Annotated in this window: 16 protein-coding genes and 1 tRNA gene; 4 read left to right on the forward strand and 13 right to left on the reverse strand. The window is 60.1% G+C overall.

Annotation, left to right across the window (positions count from 1 at the left end):
* Positions 1-2: 2 nt before the first annotated feature.
* The 5 genes from cysW to dibA all read right to left on the reverse strand — a co-directional run bounded on the left by cysW (position 3) and on the right by dibA (position 5,346).
* Positions 3-875, reverse strand: coding sequence for a sulfate ABC transporter permease subunit CysW (gene cysW / locus BMX59_RS12515; RefSeq protein ID WP_010214166.1), 873 nt, complete (start codon positions 873-875; stop codon positions 3-5).
* A 13-nt stretch (positions 876-888) separates the two neighbouring features.
* Positions 889-1,707: a sulfate ABC transporter permease subunit CysT gene (cysT, locus tag BMX59_RS12520; RefSeq protein WP_016975029.1), complete on the reverse strand. Its 819-nt coding sequence runs from the start codon at positions 1,705-1,707 to the stop codon at positions 889-891.
* A gap of 165 nt (positions 1,708-1,872) precedes the next feature.
* Positions 1,873-2,883, reverse strand: a complete 1,011-nt coding sequence (locus BMX59_RS12525) for a sulfate ABC transporter substrate-binding protein (protein WP_071489766.1) — start codon at positions 2,881-2,883, stop codon at positions 1,873-1,875.
* 65 nt (positions 2,884-2,948) lie between these two features.
* Entirely contained in the window at positions 2,949-3,131 is a 183-nt protein-coding gene (gene oscA / locus BMX59_RS12530) for a sulfur starvation response protein OscA (RefSeq protein WP_003170956.1), read from the reverse strand.
* 301 nt (positions 3,132-3,432) lie between these two features.
* Positions 3,433-5,346 carry a phosphodiesterase DibA gene (gene dibA / locus BMX59_RS12535; RefSeq protein WP_093121809.1) on the reverse strand — a complete coding sequence of 638 codons (1,914 nt, stop codon included), beginning with the start codon at positions 5,344-5,346 and terminating at the stop codon, positions 3,433-3,435.
* Positions 5,347-5,512: 166 nt separating this feature from the next.
* On the opposite strand from dibA, the gene desA reads away from it, so the two are divergent.
* Together desA and BMX59_RS12545 are read left to right on the forward strand one after the other, a co-directional pair.
* Complete coding sequence (gene desA / locus BMX59_RS12540; protein ID WP_092248684.1) at positions 5,513-6,697, forward strand: delta-9 fatty acid desaturase DesA; 1,185 nt, start codon at positions 5,513-5,515, stop codon at positions 6,695-6,697.
* A gap of 188 nt (positions 6,698-6,885) precedes the next feature.
* On the forward strand, positions 6,886-7,887 hold the full coding sequence (locus BMX59_RS12545) for a sensor domain-containing diguanylate cyclase (protein WP_093121814.1): 1,002 nt from the start codon (positions 6,886-6,888) through the stop codon (positions 7,885-7,887).
* A 107-nt stretch (positions 7,888-7,994) separates the two neighbouring features.
* Here BMX59_RS12545 and BMX59_RS12550 read toward each other — a convergent pair whose 3' ends face one another.
* The 3 genes from BMX59_RS12550 to gabD form a co-directional block, all read right to left on the reverse strand.
* Positions 7,995-9,203: an HDOD domain-containing protein gene (locus tag BMX59_RS12550; protein WP_092248690.1), complete on the reverse strand. Its 1,209-nt coding sequence runs from the start codon at positions 9,201-9,203 to the stop codon at positions 7,995-7,997.
* Positions 9,204-9,344: 141 nt separating this feature from the next.
* Positions 9,345-10,622 (reverse strand): 4-aminobutyrate--2-oxoglutarate transaminase, encoded by a 1,278-nt coding sequence (gene gabT / locus BMX59_RS12555; protein WP_092248693.1) that lies wholly within the window; start codon positions 10,620-10,622, stop codon positions 9,345-9,347.
* Positions 10,623-10,803: 181 nt separating this feature from the next.
* A complete protein-coding gene (gene gabD / locus BMX59_RS12560) occupies positions 10,804-12,246 on the reverse strand; it encodes an NADP-dependent succinate-semialdehyde dehydrogenase (RefSeq protein ID WP_092248696.1) in 1,443 nt (480 codons plus the stop codon).
* A 371-nt stretch (positions 12,247-12,617) separates the two neighbouring features.
* Here gabD and BMX59_RS12565 point away from each other — a divergent pair.
* Positions 12,618-12,694, forward strand: a tRNA-Arg gene (locus BMX59_RS12565).
* Between the two features lie 355 nt (positions 12,695-13,049).
* Entirely contained in the window at positions 13,050-14,360 is a 1,311-nt protein-coding gene (locus BMX59_RS12570; protein WP_093121823.1) for a helix-turn-helix domain-containing protein, read from the forward strand.
* Between the two features lie 22 nt (positions 14,361-14,382).
* Here BMX59_RS12570 and BMX59_RS12575 read toward each other — a convergent pair whose 3' ends face one another.
* From BMX59_RS12575 to BMX59_RS12595, 5 genes are all read right to left on the reverse strand, one after another.
* On the reverse strand, positions 14,383-15,015 hold the full coding sequence (locus BMX59_RS12575) for a nitroreductase family protein (protein WP_093121828.1): 633 nt from the start codon (positions 15,013-15,015) through the stop codon (positions 14,383-14,385).
* 82 nt (positions 15,016-15,097) lie between these two features.
* Positions 15,098-16,078: a sterol desaturase family protein gene (locus BMX59_RS12580; RefSeq protein WP_093121833.1), complete on the reverse strand. Its 981-nt coding sequence runs from the start codon at positions 16,076-16,078 to the stop codon at positions 15,098-15,100.
* Between the two features lie 352 nt (positions 16,079-16,430).
* Positions 16,431-17,495 carry a 2,3-butanediol dehydrogenase gene (locus BMX59_RS12585; protein WP_256572957.1) on the reverse strand — a complete coding sequence of 355 codons (1,065 nt, stop codon included), beginning with the start codon at positions 17,493-17,495 and terminating at the stop codon, positions 16,431-16,433.
* 254 nt (positions 17,496-17,749) lie between these two features.
* On the reverse strand, positions 17,750-18,343 hold the full coding sequence (locus BMX59_RS12590; protein ID WP_093121842.1) for a hypothetical protein: 594 nt from the start codon (positions 18,341-18,343) through the stop codon (positions 17,750-17,752).
* Positions 18,340-18,912: an RNA polymerase sigma factor gene (locus BMX59_RS12595; protein ID WP_071489758.1), complete on the reverse strand. Its 573-nt coding sequence runs from the start codon at positions 18,910-18,912 to the stop codon at positions 18,340-18,342. The genes BMX59_RS12590 and BMX59_RS12595 overlap by 4 nt, the downstream gene beginning before the upstream one ends.
* Between the last annotated feature and the right edge of the window lie 44 nt (positions 18,913-18,956).

The following is an 18,956-nucleotide window of genomic DNA, read 5'->3' on the forward strand; positions in this document are numbered from 1 at the left end:
ACTTATTCCTCAGCCGCACCGGCGCGCAGGCGGTTAATACGGTTCTCGCTCCACTGCTTGAGCAGCAGGATGAAGAGCGCCAGGATCAGCAGCAGACTCGCCACCGCAAACGCGGCAACGTGGTTGTATTCGTTGTAGAGAATCTCGACGTGCAGCGGCAGGGTGTTGGTCACGCCGCGAATGTGGCCGGACACCACCGACACCGCGCCGAACTCTCCCATGGCCCGTGCGGTACACAGCACCACGCCGTAGATCAGGCCCCATTTGATATTCGGCACGGTCACATGCCAGAACATCTGCCAGCCATTGGCACCGAGCAGGCGCGCGGCCTCTTCTTCCTGGGTGCCCTGCTCCTGCATCAGCGGGATCAGTTCACGGGCCACGAAAGGCACGGTGACGAAGATGGTCGCCAGCACGATGCCGGGCAAGGCGAACACGATCTGGATGTCGTGGTCCTGCAACCACGGGCCAAAGAAGCCCTGGGCGCCGAACATCAACACATAGACCAGGCCGGCGATCACCGGCGATACCGAGAACGGCAGGTCGATCAGCGTCACCAGGATGCTCTTGCCACGGAACGAGTACTTGCTCACGCACCACGCGGCGCTGACGCCGAACACCAGGTTGAGCGGCACCGAGATCACCACGGCGATCACCGTGAGTTTCAGCGCCGACAGCGCGTCCGGTTCGAGGATCGCGGTGAAGAACGCGCCGAGGCCGTTCTTCAGGCCCTGGGTCACCACGATAAACAGCGGCAACAACAGGAACAGGGCGAACACCAGCCAGCCAAGGCCGATCAGGATGCGTCGCGACGCGGCGCTGCCACGGCGGGCAGCATTGGCCGAGGACGCGGCGGAAATAGACGATTGGGACATGTTCCGCGCCTCCTTATGGACGTTCGATGCGCCGCTGCAACAGGTTGATCAGCAGCAGCAGGACAAAGGAAACCACCAGCATCAATACGCCAATGGATGTGGCGCCGCGGTAGTCGTACTGGTCGAGCTTGACCATGATCAGCAACGGCAGGATCTCGGTTTTCATCGGCATGTTGCCGGCAATGAAAATCACCGAACCGTACTCACCGACACCACGGGCGAACGCCAACGCGAAACCGGTCAACCAGGCGGGCAGGAGCGCCGGCACCAGGATGTGACGGAACACCTGCAACGGCTTGGCGCCCAGGCAGGCGGCGGCTTCTTCTACTTCCCGGGGGATATCGGCCAACACCGGCTGTACCGTGCGCACCACGAACGGCAGGGTGACGAAGGTCAGCGCCAGGGTGATACCCAGCGGGGTGTAGGCGATCTTGAAGCCCAGGTCGGCGGCGAACTGACCAACCAGGCCGTTAGGCGTGTACAGCGCGGTCAGTGCGATGCCGGCAACAGCGGTGGGCAACGCGAACGGCAAGTCGATCATCGCATCGATGACCTTGCGGCCGGGGAAGGTGTAGCGCACCAGCACCCAGGCCAGCAGCGTGCCGATCACGCCATTGATCAACGCTGCGTACAGTGCGGTGCTGAAGCTCAGTTGCAACGCCGCCAGCACACGCGGTGCGGAGATGATGTTCCAGAACTGATCCCAGGTGAGTTGAGCGGCGTGTACAAACATCGCCGCCAGGGGGATGAGTACGATCAGGCTGAGGTACACCACGGTGTAGCCCAGCGTCAGCCCGAAGCCGGGTATGACGGGGGAGATACGACGCGACATAAGAGTCCTTGGTCAAAGGGTAGAAACCACTGTAGGAGCGCGCTTTTCTGTGGGAGCCGGGCTTGCCCGCGATGCAGGCACCACGGTGTATCAGTCACACCGCAGTGATGCTATCGCAGGCAAGCCAGCTCCCACAGAAAAGCGAGCCCCTACAGGTATTTTGGCTTACTGCGCCGTGTAGATCTGGTCGAACACGCCACCGTCGTTAAAGAATTTCGGTTGGGCAGTTTTCCAGCCGCCGAAGTCTTTGTCGATAGTCACCAGGTCCAGTTTCGGGAATTGCTGGGCGTATTTGGCGGCCACTTTTGCATCGCGTGGGCGGTAGAAGTTCTTCGCCGCAATCTCCTGGCCGGCCGGGCTGTACAGGTGTTTCAGGTATTCAGTGGCGATTTCGGTGTTGCCCTTTTTCTCGGCGTTCTTGTCGACCACGGCAACCGGTGGTTCGGCGAGGATGGACAGGGACGGCACGACGATGTCGAACTTGTCGGCGCCACCGTCTTCCTTCAGTGCCAGGAACGCCTCGTTTTCCCAGGCCAGCAACACGTCACCCTGACCGTTGTTGACGAAGGTGATGGTTGAGCCGCGAGCACCGGTGTCCAGCACCGGCACGTGCTTGAACAGCTCCTTCACGTATTCCTGGGCCTTGGCTTCGCTGCCGCCGGCCTTGAGGCCATAGGCCCAGGCGGCGAGGAAGTTCCAACGGGCGCCGCCGGAGGTTTTCGGGTTCGGGGTGATCACGGACACGTCTTTCTTGATCAAGTCGCCCCAATCCTTGATGCCTTTTGGGTTGCCCTTGCGCACCAGGAACACGATGGTCGAGGTGTACGGGGTGCTCGCGTCCGGCAGGCGGGTTTGCCAGTTTTCCGGGAGGGTCTTGCCCAGCTTGGCGATTTCGTCGATATCACCGGCCAGGGCCAGGGTGACCACGTCGGCGCGCAGGCCATCGATCACGGCACGGCCCTGCTTGCCCGAACCACCGTGGGATTGCTGGATCTTGACGTTGTCACCCGGGTGGGCCTGTTTCCAGTAGTTGGTGAACTCAGCGTTGTAGTCCTGGTACAGCTCACGAGTAGGGTCGTACGAGACGTTGAGCAACTCGTAGTCCTTGGCAACCGCGGAACCTGCAAACACGGCGCTGGCCAGGGCGGCCAGGGCGTAACGGCGAATCGACGACATAGAAGCTCCTGAGATTCTTTGGGTGTTGGCTTTTTTTATAGTTGCGGGTCTATCGCCGTTCTTGCTCAGCTCGGTTTGTTACCCGGGTTCTGCAGGCGGAATTTTTCCTTGCGTTCAATCTGTACCACTTGGGCGTTGTGCACGGTGATTTCCACCGCGCCAAACCGCAGATCGCGCAAGGCGCTCTGGATCTCACGCAAAATGGCTGCTTCGTCCTGGCCGTCGACGCTACGTAGAGATGCGCTCATGGTCTCGCTCCTGAAATGAATAGTGCCTGGCAGTGGCGGCACTGCTTGCGGCGTGAGGGCGATAGTAGATAAGCGCGGATATTCTTAAAAATACTATTTAAGAATGTTTATATAACCAAAAAGAATTTTCTGGTGGGACGTGGGGTTGCGTGCGGGTTTGGTGCCCAAGTACGTAAATAAAGCCTAGAGAAGATCCAAATGCGGGAGCGGGCTTGCCCGCGAAAGCGGTGTGTCAGCTAAAAATGTGTTAACTGATGCACCGCATTCGCGGGCAAGCCCGCTCCCACCTTTTGACTGCATTTCAGGTCAGGATTGGGGGGGCTCGGTGCCAATCAATTTCGTGGGCAGGCACCGGCCGGCCAAACCAATACCCCTGCCCCATATCGCACTGCTGATCCAGCAGAAACCGCGCCTGTTCAACCTGCTCGATTCCCTCTGCATGCACTTGCATGCCCATGCTTTTCGCCAGGGCGATTACCACGCGCACGATCGCTGCATCGTCCTCGTCCCACGGCAAACCGGCAACGAAGCCCTGATCGATCTTGAGCTTCTGCACCGGCAGGCGCTTGAGGCGCAACAGCGAGGAATAACCGGTCCCAAAATCATCGATTGCCAGGCGCAAACCCAGCTCGCGCAGGCGATGCAGTTGTTCCAGGGCCATTTCAGGGTCATCCATCACCGCGCTTTCGGTGACTTCCAGTTCCAGGCAGGCGGGATCCAGACCCGTGTCGTGCAGCACCTGTGCGACCTGCTCGTACAACTCGCGCCGGGCAAACAGGCGGCTGGAGACATTGATGGCGATAAAACTCAGCGGCACCTCATCGGCCAGCCATTGGCACATCTGCCGACAGGCCTGGTCCATGACCCAGGCGTCGATATCGGCAATCAACCCGGTGCGCTCGGCAATCGGGATGAACTCGCCCGGCGGCACAAGACCGCGCTCCGGGTGCTGCCAGCGCACCAGCGCTTCGACGCCGATCAGGCGGCTGCCCTGCAGGTCGTGCACCGGCTGGTAGTAGACGCACAGCTCCTGCTGTTCAAGGGCACGGCGCAGCTCACTGGCGATCTCCACCCGGTTCTGCGCATGGGCGGTCAGTTCTTCGGTGTACAAGGCATAGCTTTCGCGGCCGGCACTCTTGGCCTTGAACAGCGCGGAATCGGCGTTGCGCAACAGCTGTTCGGCGCTCAGCGCGTCGTTGGGGAACAGGCTGATGCCAATGCTGGCGCTGATAAACAGCTGATGGCCGTCGAAGATGAACGGTTGCTTCATCGCATCCAGCATGCGTTGCGCCAAACTGGCCGCTTGCGCCACCTGTGGACAACTTTCCACCAGCACGGCGAACTCATCCCCACCCAGCCGCGCCAGGGTCACGCCTGGACCGAACAGCGCCTTGAGCCGTTCGCCGACCAGCTTGAGCAACTGGTCGCCAATGTTATGGCCCAGGCTGTCATTGATGATCTTGAAGTGGTCCAGGTCCAGCAACAGCAAGGCGCAACCACGCTTGTGGATTTGTGCCGAAGCCAGCGCCTGTTCGGCACGGTCGGTGAACAGCAGGCGGTTGGGCAGGTCGGTCAGCGGGTCGTGATGGGCGAGGTGAGCCAACTCGTGCTCGGAGTCCTTGATGGCGCTGATATCGGAAAATACCGCGACATAATGGCTGACGTGGCCCTGGTCATCGTGGATCACACGAATGGTTTGCCACTGGGGGTAAATTTCGCCGCTTTTGCGCCGGTTCCAGATTTCACCGCTCCATTCGCCGGTGCGCTCCAGGCTCTGGAACATCTGCTGGTAGAAATGCGACGAATGGCGCCCGGACTTGAACAGGCTGGGCTGCTGGCCCATGACGTCTTCGCGGCTGTAGCCGGTGATCGCCATGAAGGCCCGGTTCACATGCACGATCAGCCCCTGCGCGTCGGTGACCAGCACGCCTTCGCGGGTGCAGTCGAACACGGCGGCGGCCTGGCGCAGGCGTTCGCGGTTTTCCTTCAACGGTTGCTGAAGCTGGCTGGCACGCGCAAATCGGGCGCACATCAGGTAAATCGCCAAGGCGCTGAAGGCCACCCACACATAGCCACGCACTTGCAGCCAGCGTCCCAACTCCCACGGTTCATCGAGAAAGCTGATCAATAAGTGGTTGCTGAGCTGGAGCCACGCGATGGAAACCAGCAGGTATACCAGCCCCACACGCAGGGCACCTCGGTATGAAAACGGCATATGTTCAGTAATCCTTACCAAAAAAACAGAATCGCCCTACAAAGGCTGCGGATTATAGAATAAGAAACATCCAGTCACTCCTATCTGAAAGGGCGGCTGGTTTTCTCTGTAGGCTTAGTGATAATGCGTGAGCTGTTCTTTTCTTTATCTGAGGGCCATACAGCCTATGTGGTACAACGGTTTTCTTGACCTGTCAGCCTGGCAACTGGTGGCAGTCACGCTGTTGATGACCCACGTGACCATTGTTGGGGTCACGGTCTATCTGCACCGTTATTCAGCCCATCGCTCCCTGGAGCTCAATGCCGGCCTGAAACATTTCTTCCGCTTCTGGCTGTGGCTGACCACGGCGCAGAACACCCGCGAGTGGACTGCCATCCACCGCAAGCACCACGCCAAATGCGAAACCGTCGACGACCCGCACAGCCCGGTCATCAAGGGCCTGTCCACCGTGTTGCGCAAAGGCGCCGAGCTGTACCGCGCCGAGGCCGAAAACCCAGAGACCCTGCGTATCTACGGCAAGAACTGCCCGGACGACTGGATCGAACGCAAGCTCTACACCCCCTACCCGCTGCTGGGCGTGGCGATCATGGGGGTGATCGACCTGCTGCTGTTCGGCACCATCGGCATCACCATCTGGGCGATCCAGATGATGTGGATTCCCTTCTGGGCCGCCGGCGTGATCAACGGCCTGGGGCATGCCGTGGGCTATCGCAACTTCGAATGCCGTGACGCGGCCACCAACCTGGTGCCGTGGGGCATCATCGTCGGCGGCGAGGAGCTGCATAACAATCACCATACCTACCCCAACTCCGCCAAACTGTCGGTGAAGAAGTGGGAGTTCGACCTGGGCTGGGCGTGGATCAAGGTGTTCAGCTTCCTGCGCCTGGCCAAGGTGCAGCGTGTCGCCCCCATCGCACACCGCGTGGAAGGCAAGGGCCACCTGGACATGGATACCGCCATGGCGATCCTCAACAATCGTTTCCAGATCATGGCCCAGTACCGCAAGTTGGTGATCGGCCCGCTGGTCAAGCAGGAGCTGGAAAAGGTCGATCACTCGGTGCGCCATCAATTCCACCGCGCCAAGCGCCTGCTGTCGCGGGAAACCAGCTTGCTGGATGACCGCCATCACGTGCGCATCCAGAGCATGCTTGAACACAGCCATGCACTGAAAGTGATCTACGAAAAGCGCCTGGCGCTGCAGCAGATCTGGCTCAAGACCAGCTCCAATGGCCACGATATGCTGGCGGCCATCAAGGAATGGGTGCATGAAGCCGAGGCCAGCGGCATCCAGTCCCTGCGGGATTTTGCGCACCAATTGAAGACTTATTCGCTGCGTCCTGCGGCAGTCTGATGCTGCGGTGGGAGGGCTTGCCCTCCCACCTATCGGCTTTTTGGCGTCATTTACCGGGCACCGGCAATCGGTCCTGTTGACGGAACTTCACTGCAATTCGCCTCTCTCAATGAACACTTCGCCATCATGGTGGCCCCTTGTAGTGACCGCTGCTCCTGTTTGCGGCGCGCCCAGAGAGAGTTGTGCCGATGGTTCACGAAAAGTCCTCCTTAATCGACGCGCCTGCAGCTGAGCATCCCCGCCCAGCGGCGGCGGCGACCCTGCTGGCGCTGGTGCATGCCCAGGGCGAAGTCGAGCGACTGAGCGAACGTGAGCAATTGCTGAGCTCAATGCTGGTCAGCGTGAATGCTGTGCTGTGGGCCATCGATTGGGAAACCCGCCGCGTGCTGTATGTGAGCCCCGCCTACGAACGCGTCTTCGGGCGCTCTGCCGGCCTGCTGCTGGCCGACCACCGGGAGTGGCGCAACAGTATCCACCCCGAAGACCTCGACTACGCCGAATACAGCCTGGCCCGCGTGCTGGAACAGGGCGCCGTGGAAGACCGCGAGTACCGCATCATCACCGCCGACGGGCAGATTCGCTGGTTGAGCGACAAGTGCTACATCAACCAGCAGGTCGAGCCCGGCGAGCCACTGATCGTGGTGGGCATGGCCGAAGACATCACCGAAAAGAAACAGATGGAGCTGGAGCTGCACCGCCTCGCCACCACCGACGTGCTGACCCAGAGCAGCAACCGCCGGCACTTCTTCGAATGCGCCAACCAGGCCTTCGACAGTGCCTGCGCACAAGGTGCCCCGCTGGCCTTTTTGCTGCTGGATATCGATGACTTCAAGGACATCAACGACAGCTACGGCCACCTGGAGGGCGACCAGGTACTGCGGCGTATCGCCGAGAGCGGTCGAGGGGTGCTGCGCCGTGGCGACCTGTTCGGACGCATCGGTGGCGAAGAGTTCGCCGCCGTACTGCCTGGCTGTGCGCCGGAGATGGCGTTGCAGGTGGCCGAGCGCCTGGGCCGGGAGATCCAGGAGCTGAGCTTCAGCTACGAAGGCCAGGCTTTCAGCGTGACCATCAGCCAGGGCCTTGCCAGCCTCACCGAGCGCGACTCGACCCTGGACAGTCTGTTCGCCCGTGCCGATGCGGCCATGTACGAGGCCAAGCGCCTGGGCAAGAACCGTGTGATCGCGGGCTAGGAGTCGACACTGCTCAAATGTGGGAGGGGGCTTGCCCCCGATAGCAGGGGGTCAGCCAGCACATGGGTGACTGATACACTGCCATCGGAGGCAAGCCTCCTCCCACATTAGGATTTGCGTACTCGAGTCAGCTCCGAAAAGCCCAGCTTGAGCAATCGCGCCGTCTTGCCCGCCGCCAGCTCTTCCAAACCTTCATGTTCAGTCAAACGCGCCATCTGCGCCGCCAGGTTCACCACCAGCGCATCCCGCGCATACACACCGCCCTCAAGCGAGTAGATCGCCGCAATCAACTGGCGCAGCTCCAGCGGCAAACGCCAACGCGCGCGCAGTGCCGAGCCGTAGGCGGCGCCAAAGGTGTAGAGGGATTCGCCAATCGCTTCGTCATCCAGCTCGCCGCCACCCTGGCGCCAGTCCTCCAGGCAGCGTAACAGCGCCAGGTCGCCCAGCCGATGGAGGATACCCGCGCTGTAGCAGCGATCGTGATCCAGCTCCAGCATGCGGGCCAGGCGCAGGGCGTAGTCAGCGGTGTCCTGGGATAATTGCCAGTGCCGCTCGGCGTAGGCGACCAGCGCCGGGTCGCTCAGTACCACGTTGTGCTTGAGCGCCAGCCCGAGGATCAGGTTCATGCTTTGCCCCGGCACCAGCTTGTGCAGGGCGCCGGGCAGGGTCTGTACCGGTGCGCCGTGATGGCCTGCACTGTTGGCAGCGGCGATGAGCACGGCAGTGATTTGCGGGTCCATGCGCACCTGGTCTTCCAGATGCTTGAGGTCAAGGCTTTCCGGCCCGAGGCTGTGTTGCACGGCGGCTTTCACATCGACCCGCAAGGGCGCGCCATCGCACACTTCGCGGCGCCGTTCGAGGAACACTGGCAAGGTCATGCCGGGCGCCAGCGGTGGGATCTCGCAGTACACCGTTTCGCCTTCGTTGAGCAGCAGGTCCTGCAGGCGCTGGGTCAGGCCTTCCATGTTCAAGGGTTTGGTCAGGTACGCCGTGGGCGCCAGGGGCAAGGCTTCGCGCACGCTGGCGCTGTCATTGCGACTGCTCAGCAGAATGAACGGCAGAAGCGGCGAGCGGCGCTTATGGCGCACACTGCGCAGCAGGCTCAGGCCATCGATGCCGGGCAACTCCCAATCGGCCAGGATCAGGTCATAGGCCTTATCTCGCAGCAGGGTCGCCGCTTGATGCCCGTGCGCACACACATCCAGCCGCGCATCGCAGCGCACATTCAACAGCACTTGCTTGAGCAGGTCCCGCGACCAAGGGTCCGCCTCGGCAATCAACACGCGGGGTACAGCGGGTAAATCAACAGCAGTCATCCAGCACGCTCCATCGGCAATGCTTGCAACCTTAGTCAATGGAGCCGCCTACGTACAATGAACACGACCTGAATGTGCGGCAATGGGCGTAAAAAAACCCGCCGGAGCGGGTTTTTTTCTGTCGAACAGGTCAACTTTCTCTTACAGCTCGGAGAAGCACTCTTCGATGATCGCCAGGCCTTTGTCCAACTGTTCGTCCGGCGAAGTCAGCGGGACCAGTACGCGCAACACGTTGCCGTAGGTGCCGCAGCTCAGCAGGATCAGACCCTTGTCACGCGCCTTGGCCACCACGGAAGCAACAGCCGCCGCATTTGGCTTGTGGGTGTCGCCGTCATCGAACAGCTCGACCGCGATCATCGCGCCCAGGGCACGTACTTCGCCGATCACCGGATACTTGGCCTGGATGGCTTTGAGACCGGTCACCAGACGCTCGCCAACTGCCTTGCAGCGGTCCAGCAGGTGCTCTTCTTCGAACACTTCCATCACCGCCAGCGCAGCTGCGCAAGCGATCGGGCTACCGGCGTAGGTGCCGCCCAGGCCGCCTGGCGCGATGGCGTCCATGTATTCGGCCTTGCCGCACACACCGGCCAGCGGGAAGCCGCCGGCGATGGATTTGGCAAAGGTGGTCAGGTCGGCGGCAACGCCCATCTGTTCCATGGCGAAGAAAGTACCGGTACGGCCGGCGCCGGTTTGCACTTCGTCGGCGATCAGCAGGATGCCGTGCTTGTCGCACAGTTCGCGCAGGCGCTTCATGAAGGATTTCGGCGCGACGTAGAAACCGCCTTCGCCCTGCACCGGCTCGATGATGATGGCAGCGATATCACGCGGCTCGGCATCGTTCTTGAAGATGCGTTCGATGCTGGCGATGGCGTCGTCGTCGCTCACACCATGCAATTCGTTCGGGAACAGCGCGCGGAACACGCCGCCTGGCATCAGGCCCATGCCGGCCGAGTAAGGCACGACTTTACCGGTGAGACCCAGGGTCATCATGGTGCGGCCGTGGTAGGCGCCGGTGAAGGCGATCACGCCGGCACGGCCCGTGGCGGCGCGGGCGATTTTCACGGCGTTTTCCACGGCTTCGGAACCGGTGGTGACCAGCAGGGTTTTCTTGGCGAAATCGCCTGGGACCTTGGCGTTCACTTTCTCGCACAGTTCCACGTAAGGCTCATAGGCCAATACCTGGAAGCAGGTGTGAGTCAGCTTGTTCAGCTGCTCGGTCACAGCGGCGATGATCTTCGGGTGCACGTGGCCGGTGTTCAGCACGGCGATGCCGCCGGCGAAATCGATGAACTCGCGACCTTCAACGTCGGTCACGGTGGCGTTCTTCGCGGATTCGGCGAAGATCGGGTGAATCTGGCCAACACCGCGCGGTACAGCGGCTTCGCGGCGTTTCATCAGGGATGCGTTGGTCTTGCTCATAAAGTCCTCATTCGCCACTCATCGGGTGGCGTGGTCCAAGGAATACGTGGCGGGGAGGCAACTACGGCAGCATGCGATGATCGACTGCCACAGCTTTCCCGGCCACTACGAATTACGCGGTGAAACACGCAAAGGGTCAGCGCTCTCGTGCCCTTTGCGTTTGCTGCAATCTCTTGCCGGGTCAGATGCCCAGGCAGAGGTATTTGATTTCCAGGTAATCCTCGATCCCGTACTTGGAGCCTTCACGGCCCAGGCCCGAGGCCTTGATGCCGCCGAACGGCGCCACTTCGTTGGAGATCAACCCGGTGTTGACGCCAACCATGCCGTATTCCAGGGCTTCAGCCACACGGAACACACGGCCCAGGTCGCGGGCATAGAAGTAGGACGCCAGGCCGAACTCGGTGTCGTTGGACATCGCGATCACTTCGGCTTCGTCTTTGAAGCGGAACAACGGCGCCAGTGGGCCGAAGGTTTCTTCCTTCGCCACAGCAGCGTTTTTCGGCACGTCAACCAGGATGGTCGGCTCGAAGAAGTTACCTTCCATCACTTTGCCACCGGCCAGCAGCTTGGCGCCTTTGCTCAGGGCGTCAGCGATGTGTTCCTGCACCTTGGCCACGGCTTTCTCGTCGATCAGCGGGCCAGTGGTGGTGCCTTCTTCCAGACCGTTGCCGATCTTCAATTTGGCCACCGCCACTTTCAGCTTCTCGGCGAACGCGTCGTACACCGAGTCCTGGATGTACAGGCGGTTGGCGCAGACGCAGGTCTGGCCGTTGTTGCGGTACTTGGAGATGATCGCGCCTTCGACGGCCTTATCCAGATCGGCGTCGTCGAACACGATGAACGGGGCGTTACCGCCCAATTCCAGGGAAACTTTCTTGATGTCCTTGGCGCATTCGGCCATCAACTGGCGACCGATTTCGGTCGAGCCGGTGAAGGACAATTTACGCACGATCGGGTTGCTGGTCAGCTCACCGCCGATGTCGCCGGCACTGCCGGTGACCACGCTCAACACGCCTTTCGGGATACCGGCACGGTGCGCCAGTTCAACCAGGGCCAGGGCCGAGAACGGGGTTTGCGAAGCAGGCTTGATCACCATGGTGCAACCGGCGGCCAGGGCCGGGCCGGCTTTACGGGTGATCATCGCGGCCGGGAAGTTCCACGGGGTGATCGCGGCGGTCACGCCGATCGGCTGCTTGATCACGATCAGGCGCTTGTCCGGCTGGTGGCCCGGGATCACATCGCCGTAGATGCGCTTGGCTTCTTCGGCGAACCACTCGATAAAGGAGGCGGCGTAGACGATTTCACCCTTGGCTTCGGCCAGTGGCTTGCCTTGCTCGAGGGTCATCAGGCGACCGAGGTCTTCCTGGTTTTCGATCAGCAGTTCGAACCAACGACGCAGCTTGTTCGCGCGCTCCTTGGCGGTCAGTGCACGCCAGGCCGGCAGGGCCTTGTCGGCGGCTTCGATGGCGCGGCGGGTTTCAGCGGCGCCCATCTTCGGCACGGTGCCAAGAATCTCGCCCGTGGCCGGGTTGTTGACCTTGATGGTCTGACCGTTGTCCGCATCGACCCAAGCGCCATCGATAAAGGCTTGCTGGCGGAACAACTGGGTATCTTTGAGCTGCATGTCGGGTTTCCTTAACAGCACCGCGCGCACGCGGAGCGAATTAGAGTTGTTGAAAGGCGCCTTGTGGGCTGCCGTCAGGGAAATCAGCCCCAGCACGCGGGATAGCGTGAATAGCGCGCGGGAGACAGAGCGTTTGAAATCTCAAACGAATCCTAGGATCAATGGGGGTACAGGGCAATAGTCTGTTCGAAAAAAAGAACGAAAACGGCGCTTTTAGTCGATCTTTCTGATCAGCGTCGTTGGGCCGGATTCTGCCCTTCTGATGGGTGGCGCCCGGCCTAGGGCCTTTATGCAGCGAATTCCTACGCTTGAACGCCCAAAGACCAGCATGGACGCCCAAGGTCGACATGGGTATGATGTCGCCCGCACAAGCATCCGTAGCTCAGCTGGATAGAGTACTGCCCTCCGAAGGCAGGGGTCGTGGGTTCGAATCCCGCCGGGTGCACCATATAGCAGTATCGGGCTGTCTCAGACAGTCTACGCCCCCCAAGAAGCCCGCCCCGTGCGGGCTTTCTTGTTTCTGACGATCAGAGCAACGCCAACGTCGGCTCCCGAAGATCATGGCTAAGTGCCAATTTGGGATACGGATGCACACGACACGGCGCCTATGCTGGGGTCGAACTCATCGAGCCTGAACCGAGGAGATCAGGCCATGATCCGTTACCTCCTGATCATGCGTATTAACCTGTAAACCGTAGCCTCGGTTTATACCGCGCGCCCATTGTCCATCGCATCCGTATTCTGGAGGAGCGCCAGGGTATTGGCCCTGTCTTCAATGGCAACGGGCGCAGTGAGGGTGTGAAATGGATAAGCCGCAGGAAATTGACGAGGAACATCGGCTCGCGGCGCACGCGCAACGAATTCTAAAGAGTGGTGCGCTCGGTAAATCGCGGCAGGTCATTCGTCTTTTCGAGTTTCTCCTCGAGCGATCACTGACGGCAACCGCAACGAAAGAGGTCGAGATTGCACTCGCCGTGTTTGGTCGATCCACCAGTGTGGACCTGGCGGCAGATGCGACGGTTCGCGTGCATATTCACCGTCTGCGCAAAAAACTGGATGCTGCACCCGCCGATGAGCGGGGCGAACGGCTTGTCCTGCCGCGGGGCGAATATCGCCTGGTCGTCGCGGCTCCCGATGAGCACGCCATGTATTCCGACCCTGCGGGCCGAAGCTTGCTTGACCTTGATTGGCGGTATTTTGCCGGTGCTGCGCTTTTCCTCACATTCAACGCACTATGCTGGCTCTGGTTGGTAGGCAAGCCACCCAGTGATTCGCGTATCGAGAGCATTCTCTGGAGCGGTCTGACGCACAGCCCAGCACCGCTATTGATCGTGTCCGGCGATTTCTATGTATTCGGTGAACAGGGCACTGACGGTTCGATTCTTCGGATGATCGCTGACTCCAGCATCGCGTCCAGCGAGGCTCTCAATCAGTACAAGCAGCACATGCCTGGGGCCGGCCAAAAGTATATCGATATGAATGCCTATCACTTGCCGAGTGGACTCGCATCGGCGCTGGTTTCGGTGACGCCCATCCTGTCCGCGACGAGGTCCGGCAACTCAAGCCAGATCAAGGATGTGACGACGTCACGTTTCACCAATCAAATGCTGAGCGATCACGATATTGTCTATGTCGGTTTACTCGACACTCTTGGCGATCTGCGGGAGCCGTTCTTCGATCTATCCGGTTTTTCGCTGTCGGCCAGCGGCGATACTCTTGTGGATCGGGCGAGCGGGGATCAATTTCAATCTGATTGGGCCGAGCCATCCACTGAAAGAATCATGCGGCGTGATTACGCGTACGTTGCTCGCTTTCCCGGTCCCGCAGGCAATCACATCGTCGTCGTTGCCGGCATTATGGATCCCGCACTCGTAGAAGCCGCAAAAATTGCATCGGACAGTGCCGAACTGAGTCGCTTGAAGACCCAGCTCGGCAACAGCGAAGCCTTCGAAGCGATGTATGAGGTGCGCACATTTGGTCCATCGAATGTATCGGCAGAGTTGCTGATCGCCCGCCCGCTCGACGTCGGTCAGATGTGGCGTGCGAGAGGGGCCTCGCCTGCCGGTGGCGAAGCCAGGCCGAGACCTCTCAAGACCGAAGAAGCAGCTCAATAGCCACTGCGGTCAGGGATAGACCCTACGCAATGTCCACGAACATATCCGCCTTGTCGCGCCGGACCTTTTCGAGGGTTACCAGCCAATCGCTGTCGGTATCCCGGTAGCCCAAGGCCAAAAGAACAGCACTGTTCAACCCCTGTTCGGGAAGCCTCAGAAGCGCATTTACCGCCTGGTTGTCGAACCCTTCCATGGGCGTGGCATCGACACCGAGATCAGCAGCAGCCAGCAGCGCGAACCCCAAGGCGATGTAGCATTGCTTGGACGCGTGGAAATACTGCTGCTCCTTGCTCATGCTGCCAAAAGAGTCGAGCAGCGATAGCCGGTAATCATCCGTGACACTGGCAGGCAGCTTGCGTATGCCATTGCTGTATTCAAAAAATGCGTTGACCCGCTCAGGCGTATATTCATCCCACGCAGCAAAAATCAATACGTGGGACGCTTGGGAAATTTGCTGTTGGTTAGCGCAGATTGGCTGTAACTGCGCCTTCAACTCGGGGTTAGTGATAACCAACACTTTGAACGGCTGCAGGCCCGAACTGCTGGGGGCGAGGCGTATGGCTTCCAGGATCGGGTCGATCTTTTCCTGGGCCACCTTGTCGCCGTTGTAGCTTTTGGTTGCATAGCGCCAATGAAGGTTGTCTTTCAGTGCCATGTTGATTTCCTTGCAGGGAATTGAGCCAGCGATTGCTTGGCGTGCTTTAAGCTCCAGGTGTTTATCACGTGCTCCGGCGCCCTCATGGATTCGGGCTCTTGCCTTCCCTCAAGTGACGCCAAAGTGTGATGAAAGGATCGATATAGAAGCCCTTCAGGGTGTTGTGCGGATTGTTGGCGCCATATTCTTCGTCATTGCATCCCCAACGCCAGGTTTCACCCTTTTTGGGCAGGTAGAGTGTTCCGAACATCCAATCCCAGAGGGTCAGTACAACAGCGTTGTTCTTGTCCCAGTGATGGGGTTCCATACTGTGGTGAAGGTTGTGCATGACCGGCGCCAGAACGATCCTGTTCAGCCACCCGTAGGAGATGGGCAGGTGGACGTGGGAAAACACATCTATCACGAAGAACGCTATATAGGCCGTGGTGGTGACTGCTGCCACCGTGCCAGGGTGAATGGGGCTCCCCGTTGCAAACAGCACCAACCCGGTGAAGGCTCCACCGAAAATCGCCGGGATGATATTCAGGCCAAAGAACTCGATGGGGTGCTGTCGGAAGAGCGTCCAGGGCGTGAGTGTTTCAGCGGTATGGTGAGGTTTGTGAAGATGCCATAGCAATGCATTGGTATGGCACCAGCGATGCACCCAATACCCTACGAAGTCGACACTGAGGAAATAGACTAGAAACTGAACAGAGACGAGCAGCCAGGTCGACGTGATCACGGGATCCCGGGCGCCGAACTCCGTGGTGAAATAAGCGCCAACATTGTCAGCGATGGCGATGCCATTGATGGCGATGACACCGACAAGGGGAAAACCGAGCATCAGCAGGATAATACCGTTCCACATATCCACGCGCGATGAGGGGTGGTCGTATTGCTCCTTGGGTAAGGCTGCGTTAGTTAGAGAACGCAGGGTCAGAGGCCCCTGCCACTTTTGCGACAGGATGAACATCACCGCGATCACGGTGACGAAAAGAGGAAGCCCAAAGGCCCATAAGTTTATTATTTCCAGTGTCGGCTCGTAGAACGCGACAATTGATTCCCAGAATTGATGAATCGTCATCGTATATGCCTCGCCATTTATTGTTTTGTTATTGTTTTGAGGTCATGGAAAACCTCGCGTTATTTCTCTCTCCGTGCACGCCCGGTCAGATGATTGTTTCAACAGGGCTGTAGGGATACTGCATATGGCGTCATGCCTGTGACCAGTTGAGTAACGGTTAATTAACGGTACGTAAAAGGTTACCTGCTGCGTTTTCTTGGTAAAAAAACCATTTAAATCAGTGAGATCGCCTTGGGAGCAGACACAGCGGCAAAACGGGCTACTACCCGTTCAGGAACGGAAAAGCCCCAGATCTTTCGACCGGGGGCTTTTTAATGTTGCGGGGCAAAGACCGCATCGCCCGCCCTTCGCTTCAAACCCGGGCAGGCGACACAATGATTTTCACATTATGTTCTTTGTTTTTGACCAGTTCCTCGAAGCCCTGCCCCACGATCTGCTCCAACTGAATACGCCCTGTCACCAGTGGCGTGATGTCCAGCCGCCCGTCCGCGATAAATGCGATCACGTCAGCGAACTCTCCGTTGTAGGCCAGCGCGCCCATTACCTGTTTTTCCGTGGCCACCAACTCGAAGAAGTTGAATTCGCTGGGCTCCTCGAAGATGCCCACCAGTACGCACTTGCCGGCCTTGCGGATCAGGTCGATGGCCAGTTTGGCGGTGTGTTTGTTACCGATGCATTCGAAACTGACATCCGCCCCGAGCCCGCCGGTCAGGCGGCGGACTTCGGCCAGGGCATCGCATTGATTGGGATCGAGCACTTGGGTCGCTCCCACTTCCAGCGCCTTGGCCTTGCGTGCTCCGGACATCTCCAGCGCGATCACCTGAGCAGCACCGGCGGCCTTGGCGCACATGATGGTGCACAGGCCAATGGTGCCCGCGCCGACCACCACCACGTTTTGCCCCAGCAGGCTTCCGGCTTTTTTCACCGCGTGCATGCCTACTGCCAGAGGTTCGATCAGTGCCCCGGCTTCTGCCGGAAAGTTCGCCGGCAACTTGTACAACAGGTTGGCGGGCACGTTGACCCATTCGGCAAAGGCACCGTTGTTCATTAGCCCGGTGAAGGCCAGGTTTTCGCAAATGTTGTACAGCCCGTGGGTGCAGTAGTAGCACGTGCCGCAATGCTGGCAGGCATCGGCTGCCACCGACTCGCCCACGCTGAAGCCCTGCACCCCGGCACCGAGCTCGACGATTTCGCCACAAAACTCATGACCGAGAATGCACTGGCCCTTAATGCCGGTCAGCGGGTGCGGCGCATCAACCGGTATGAACACCGGACCGGCCACGTACTCGTGCAGATCGGACCCGCAAATGCCGCACCATTGCACTCGGATCTGCACCCAACCCGCAGGGGGCGAAACGGGCAGCGGCACATCTTCGACGCGGATATCGTTACGGCCGTGCCATACAGCGGCACGCATGCTGCGTTGCGAATTGCTCGAGAGGCTCATGGCGTTTTTCTCCTTGAAGCGGATGGCACTGGCGTGCCGGGCGGTTTACCAGTGCCAGAGCAAGGCCAGTGCCAGCTGCGCGAAAACGCCTGGACACGCCTTTCATAGAGCGGCCGAAGAAAACCCGAGGGTAGCCGGCATTGAGTTCAAATGAGATCCGTGATGCCAGATCGCAAGCGGCGGCCATGAGACCGTGAGACATCGCGTCTCACGGCCTTTGTGGATCAACGCTTTTGCAACGCCTCCAAACGCGCCGGCAAGTCTTCGTCAGGGAAACGCGCATGCAATGCCAGCAGTTCTTCATCCGCGGCTTTGCTTTCACCGGCTTCACGCAAGCGCACAATCTTCTGCAACCCCTCCTCTAACGAAGGCAACACCACCGGCGCACGCTTGCTGAGTTTGGCGCCGGACTCCTCCGCCATCGAGCCCATGACCTGCGCACTCTCTGCCTGGGGCGCGGTGGCCATTCGGGCGACGGGGGCAGGCGCGGACATCGCGGGTGCAGCGGGACGCGGTGCTTCGTCGCGAAGCGCGGAGAAGGTCGCGGTGGAAACGTCGGGTTGCGGCACGGGTTCGCGCATCACCACGCCGATCATCAATGCCAAGCCTGCAACGGTGGCGAATGCCATCTGCCAGCGCGGCCGTTGGCAGGCTTGCAGCCAGCGTTGCCACAGGTTCGGCTGCCGCGCCGGGGCTTCACGGCGGGCGGCGTTGAGGATGAAGGCGTCGAGGGACGCCGGCGGCTCGACGGGGCTGTGTTGACGATAGTGCTGGAACAATTCGTCGTCGGAATCGGGAGTGTTTCGGGAGTCGATCATGCGGGTATCTCCTCGGCCAGCAGGCGGCGCAGTTTCTGCTGGGCGTAACGCAGGCGGCTTTTCACGGTTTCCAGCGGGGCGTTGGTGAGGGCGGCGATTTGCGGCACTTCGAGGTCGCCGTGCAGGCGCAGCAGGAAGACTTCGCGCTGGTCTTCGGGCAGGTCTTGCAGCGCGGCATCGAGGCGCGCCTGGTCGCGGCTCAGGCTCAGTTGCTGCTCGGGGCCGGCGCTGTCGTCGGCCTGGGCATGCAGTTGTTCGTCGTAGCTGTCGTGCAAGGGGTTGTGGACGCCGTGCTTGCGCCAGTGGTCGATCAGGCGGTTGCGGGCGATCTGGAACAGCCAGGTGCGAAAGCTCGCCCGGCCTTGTGGCTGGGTGGCGCTGCGGATCAGGCTGAGCCAGGTCTCCTGGTAGATTTCCTCGGCCAGTTCGGTCTTGTTGCTCAAGGACACAAGGAATCGGTACAGGCCCTGGCGGTGCCGCGCGTACAAGGCTTCGAACGCGGCGCTGTCACCGGTGCGGTAGCGGGCCAGCAGCGATTCGTCGCTGGGTAGATCATCTGGAACAGCCATGTAGGGGGCGAACTCCTTTTTATCAGCCGAAGCTGGTCTAACTG

This window comes from Pseudomonas sp. NFR09, assembly GCF_900111535.1.
GTDB classification, from domain to species: Bacteria; Pseudomonadota; Gammaproteobacteria; order Pseudomonadales; family Pseudomonadaceae; genus Aquipseudomonas; species Aquipseudomonas extremorientalis.

Coding starts and splice junctions, on each gene's coding strand:
- BMX59_RS12590 (WP_093121842.1), bottom strand. CDS start 18,343: ATGATCGACTCCCGAAACACTCCCGATTCCGACGACGAATTGTTCCAG.
- gabD (WP_092248696.1), bottom strand. CDS start 12,246: ATGCAGCTCAAAGATACCCAGTTGTTCCGCCAGCAAGCCTTTATCGAT.
- cysW (WP_010214166.1), bottom strand. CDS start 875: ATGTCCCAATCGTCTATTTCCGCCGCGTCCTCGGCCAATGCTGCCCGC.
- cysT (WP_016975029.1), bottom strand. CDS start 1,707: ATGTCGCGTCGTATCTCCCCCGTCATACCCGGCTTCGGGCTGACGCTG.
- BMX59_RS12580 (WP_093121833.1), bottom strand. CDS start 16,078: ATGACGATTCATCAATTCTGGGAATCAATTGTCGCGTTCTACGAGCCG.
- BMX59_RS12550 (WP_092248690.1), bottom strand. CDS start 9,203: ATGACTGCTGTTGATTTACCCGCTGTACCCCGCGTGTTGATTGCCGAG.
- dibA (WP_093121809.1), bottom strand. CDS start 5,346: ATGCCGTTTTCATACCGAGGTGCCCTGCGTGTGGGGCTGGTATACCTG.
- BMX59_RS12525 (WP_071489766.1), bottom strand. CDS start 2,883: ATGTCGTCGATTCGCCGTTACGCCCTGGCCGCCCTGGCCAGCGCCGTG.
- BMX59_RS12570 (WP_093121823.1), top strand. CDS start 13,050: ATGGATAAGCCGCAGGAAATTGACGAGGAACATCGGCTCGCGGCGCAC.
- gabT (WP_092248693.1), bottom strand. CDS start 10,622: ATGAGCAAGACCAACGCATCCCTGATGAAACGCCGCGAAGCCGCTGTA.
- BMX59_RS12575 (WP_093121828.1), bottom strand. CDS start 15,015: ATGGCACTGAAAGACAACCTTCATTGGCGCTATGCAACCAAAAGCTAC.
- BMX59_RS12545 (WP_093121814.1), top strand. CDS start 6,886: ATGGTTCACGAAAAGTCCTCCTTAATCGACGCGCCTGCAGCTGAGCAT.
- oscA (WP_003170956.1), bottom strand. CDS start 3,131: ATGAGCGCATCTCTACGTAGCGTCGACGGCCAGGACGAAGCAGCCATT.
- BMX59_RS12585 (WP_256572957.1), bottom strand. CDS start 17,495: ATGCGTGCCGCTGTATGGCACGGCCGTAACGATATCCGCGTCGAAGAT.
- BMX59_RS12595 (WP_071489758.1), bottom strand. CDS start 18,912: ATGGCTGTTCCAGATGATCTACCCAGCGACGAATCGCTGCTGGCCCGC.
- desA (WP_092248684.1), top strand. CDS start 5,513: ATGTGGTACAACGGTTTTCTTGACCTGTCAGCCTGGCAACTGGTGGCA.